Origin of the sequence: Clostridium sp. ATCC BAA-442, from assembly GCF_964239415.1 — a bacterium.
Taxonomy (GTDB): domain Bacteria; phylum Bacillota; class Clostridia; order Oscillospirales; family Oscillospiraceae; genus Flavonifractor; species Flavonifractor plautii.
Map to the genome: position 1 here is coordinate 3,684 of NZ_CAXSQB010000061.1, position 4,166 is coordinate 7,849.

The 4,166-nt window shown below is 63.6% G+C and carries 3 protein-coding genes; 2 read left to right on the forward strand and 1 reads right to left on the reverse strand.

Annotated elements, in window-relative coordinates; all coding sequences use genetic code 11:
• Positions 1 to 74 precede the first annotated feature (74 nt).
• Positions 75 to 2,702, reverse strand: a complete 2,628-nt coding sequence (locus ACESY8_RS17515; RefSeq protein ID WP_054339367.1) for a cation-translocating P-type ATPase — start codon at positions 2,700 to 2,702, stop codon at positions 75 to 77.
• Positions 2,703 to 3,034: 332 nt separating this feature from the next.
• On the opposite strand from ACESY8_RS17515, the gene ACESY8_RS17520 reads away from it, so the two are divergent.
• Both ACESY8_RS17520 and ACESY8_RS17525 read left to right on the forward strand, forming a co-directional pair.
• Positions 3,035 to 3,430: a hypothetical protein gene (locus ACESY8_RS17520; protein ID WP_007493308.1), complete on the forward strand. Its 396-nt coding sequence runs from the start codon at positions 3,035 to 3,037 to the stop codon at positions 3,428 to 3,430.
• 124 nt (positions 3,431 to 3,554) lie between these two features.
• Positions 3,555 to 4,043 (forward strand): RNA polymerase sigma factor, encoded by a 489-nt coding sequence (locus ACESY8_RS17525; protein WP_009261311.1) that lies wholly within the window; start codon positions 3,555 to 3,557, stop codon positions 4,041 to 4,043.
• The last annotated feature ends 123 nt before the right edge of the window (positions 4,044 to 4,166 follow it).

Here is a 4,166-nt window from a genome sequence, read left to right on the forward strand (position 1 = left end):
CGCCCCCCCCCCCCCCCCCCCCCCCCCCCCCCCCCCCCCCCCCCCCCCCCCCCCCGGGCTCTCGTTATATACGTTTATTTCCCCCGGCGGGCGTCGCAGACGAGCTTGACGAGCTGGATCACCAGGGTGGGCAGGAAGGCCAGCAGGATGATCTCGCCCAGGTTGGCAAAGCCGAAGGCGGGGGCCACCATAAAGAGGCTCTTGAGCCCGGGGGTGAAGAGCACCAGCAGCAGAAGCACCACACCGGCAAGGAAGGCCAGGACGGAGTACTTGTTGGTGGATAGCTTCAGCCGGAAAATGGACTCGGACCCCCGGCAGTTGAAGCCATGGAACAGGCGGGCCAGAGTGAGGGTAGCGAAAGCCATGGTGGAGGCCATCACAGCGTCGCCCCCCTGGTAGCCCAGGTAGAAGGCGATCATGGTGACGATGGCGATAAGCAGGCCCTGGCCGCCGATGCGGGCCAGGAGGGGCCGGTTGAGAATGGGCTCCCTGGGGTCCCGGGGCTTTTGGTCCAGCAGGCCCTTCCGGGCGGGCTCCATGCCGATGGCGATGGCGGGCAGGGAATCGGTGAGCAGGTTGATGAACAGCAGGTGCACCGGCTGGAAGGGCACGGGCAGGGCCAGCAGGGAGGCGTAGAGCACGCAGAAAATGCCGGCGGTGTTGCCCGAGAGAAGGAACTGGATGGCGTTTTTGATGTTGGCGTAGACGCTGCGGCCGTTGACCACCGCCTTGACGATGGTGGCGAAGTTGTCGTCGGCCAGGATCATGGAGGCGGCGTCCTTGGACACCTCCGTGCCGGTGATGCCCATGGCCACTCCGATGTCCGCCTTTTTGAGGGCGGGGGCATCGTTGACGCCGTCGCCGGTCATGGACACGATATTGCCCCGGCGCTGCCAGGCGTTGACGATGCGGATCTTATGCTCCGGGGATACCCGGGCGTAGACCGAAATGCGGGGCAGGCGCTCGTCCAGCTCAGTGTCAGTCATGCCGTCCAGCTCCACGCCGGACACCGCCTCGTCCCCGTCCCGGAAGATGCCGAGCTGCCGGGCGATGGCGGAGGCGGTCACCTTGTGATCGCCGGTAATCATGATGGTGCGGATGCCGCCCCGCTTGGCGTCGGCCACGGCCTGGACGGCCTCGGGCCGGGGCGGGTCGATCATGGAGATGAGGCCAATGAAGGTAAAGCCGTTCTCATCCTCCAGGGTGAGGGGGCGCACGGCATCCAGCTCCTTATAGGCGAAAGCCAGCACCCGCAGGCCCTCCATGGACAGCTCCATGTTGACCCGGGCCAGCTCCTCCCTCCGCTCGGGGGTCATCTCCACCTTCCCCTCCCGGGTGAGCAGGTGGGTGGAGCGGTTCAGCAGCACATCGATGGCTCCTTTGGTGAAGAGGGTAGGCACCCCATCAATGTCGTGGAGGGTGCTCATCAGCTTGCGGTCGGAGTCAAAGGCCAACTCGCCCAGACGGGGGTGCTGGGCGCGGTAGCTCTCCTCGTCCACGCCGAACTTTTCGCCCAGCATCACCAGGGCCACCTCGGTGGGATCGCCGATGGCGGTGCCCTCCTTCTCGTTGTTGGTGGCGTCGCTGGCCAGCAGGGCCGCCTTGAGCAGCAGCCTCTGTACGTCGTTGACCAGGCTCAGATCCTCTCCCTCCAGCAGGGAGCCGTCGGCGTACACCTTCTGAGGGGTCATCTTGTTCTGGGTCAGGGTGCCCGTCTTGTCCGAGCAGATGACGGAGACGGAGCCCAGGCTCTCCACCGCCTTGAGATCCTTCATAATAGCGTTCTGGCGGGCCATCTTCTGGGTGCCCATGGCCAATACGATGGTGACAATGGAGGACAGGGCCTCGGGGATAGCGGCCACGGCCAGGGCCACGGCAAACATGAGGGAGTCCAAAATGCCCATGCCGGTGCGGAAGATGGACAGGGCAAACACCACCGCGCAGATGGCCATGATGACCATGGCCAGCTTGGCGGAGAAGCTGTCCAGGCTCTGCTGCAGGGGGGTCTTGCGCTGCTGGGTCTGGTTCATAAGGGCGGCGATCTTGCCCAGCTCGGTGTCCATGCCGGTGCCGGTGACCAGCACCGTGGCCCGACCGTAGGTCACCAGGGAGCCGGAGAACACCATGTTCTTCTGGTCGCCCAGGGCCACCTGGTCGGCATCGATGGCCTCGGCCGTCTTGTCCACGCCCTCGCTCTCGCCGGTGAGGGAGGACTCGTTGACCTTGAGGGAGAAGTTCTCCAGCACCCGGCCATCGGCCACCACCATGTCCCCGGCCTCCAGCAGGACGATGTCGCCGGGCACCACGTCGGCGGAGGGGATCTCCACCCGCACGCCGCCCCGCATCACCTTGGCCGTGGGGGAGGCCATGGCCTTGAGACTCTCCAGGGACTTCTCCGCCTTCTCATACTGGACGGTGCCCAGGATCGCGTTGAGCACCAGCACGGCGAAGATGACGATGGTGCTCTCCACATTGCCGGAGAAGGCGGAGATCACCGCTGCGATAATGAGTATGAGTACCATGAGATCCTTAAACTGCTCCAGAAAGACCTGGAGCGTGCTCTTTTTCTTTCCCTCGGAGAGCTTGTTGGGGCCGTACTGCTCCGCCCGGCGGCGGGCCTCCTGGGCGGACAGCCCCTCCGCGGAGGCGTTCTGCGCCTCCAGGGCCTGCTGCGGTGTCTTTCTGTAATAGGCCTGTGTCATATCACTCGTTCCTTTCCCAGTGTTCTCCGGCGGAGAGGCGACAAAAAAAGACCTTCCGCCAACCGCTGCATGCCACAGCAGTTGTCGAAAAGTCTTGTTACCGCATTGGGCGCATGCCGCCAGGCCGGAAACCCGGACCGTGGTGTTGACGGCATACCTTCAAACTACTCCCTTTTCAACTGCTGTTATCATAGCATAGTCTCACCTTTAAGTCAATCTAATTTTCCATTATGGGCCATTCCGCCCCCCCTTATACCTTTTCCGGTTGACGGGCGCACCGGCTTTCGCTATACTGGGAGTACAATTGGTATGGATCAAAAAAGGAGAGTCCCATGCATTCAAACTTTGTCAAGCGCCTGCTCAAGGCGGCCTGGGTTCTGGAGCTGGTGGTCGCCGTCCTCATTCTGGCCGTCACCCTGCTGGAGCTGTTCCTTCTGGGGGAGGGAACCCTTTCCCAGGTGCTGGGGGGGAGCTTCAGCGCCGACGCCTTCTTCGCCGACGCCATGACCATCGTGGTGGGCATCGAATTTGTCAAAATGCTGATGCTCCACACCCCCCGGGCGGTCACCGACGTGCTGCTCTTTGCCATCGCCCGGCAGCTTGTGGTCAACCACTCCAGCGCGGTGGACACCCTGCTGGGCGTGGCCGCCGTGGCCCTGATCTTCGTCATCAAGAAGTTTCTCCACACCGACGGGGACGACGCGCCCGCCGGAGACGGCCGCCCCTGAAGGCCGGAGAAGCGGAAGCCGCTGGGCTTCCGCTTCTTTTTTGCGCCCGGGTGAAAGATTTCCCGCCCCTCAATCGTATTAGGGGTGAAAGCGCTTTGACTCAATGGCAAAGGATGTGAGACACATGCCTGTCACACTGGACCGCGGGGAGGCCGAACGGCTGGTGCACGCCTATTCCGACCTGATCCTCCGCCTGAGCTACACCTACCTCAAGAGCACCGACGACGCCCAGGATATCTGCCAGACGGTCTTTCTCAAGCTGCTCCAAAAGCCCCAGGCCTTTTCCTCTCCGGAGCATGAGAAGGCCTGGATCATCCGCACGGCGGTCAACCTGTGCAAGGACCATCTGAAAAGCGGCTGGCGGCGCGCTACCGTAGCCCTGGACGCGGCGGAGGCCGTACCCGCCCCCGCGGAGGAGGAGGGCAGTCTTCTCTCCGCCGTCAACCTGCTTCCCCCCAAATACCGCACCGTTATTTACCTGTACTACTACGAGGGCTACGCCGCCCGGGAGATCGCCCAGCTTCTGGGCGAAAAGCCCGCCACCGTTTCCACCCAGCTCAACCGCGGACGCCAGCAGCTCCGCACACTCTTAGAAAGCGAGGGAATGACATGAGCAACCGCTATCGGGATTCCATGGACCGGCTCCACTTTACCCAGGAGCAGAAGCAGGAGATGGTGGACCGCCTGATGGAGGCCGGGCCGGTCTCCTCCGTCCGCCGCCCCCTCCGGTTGGGGG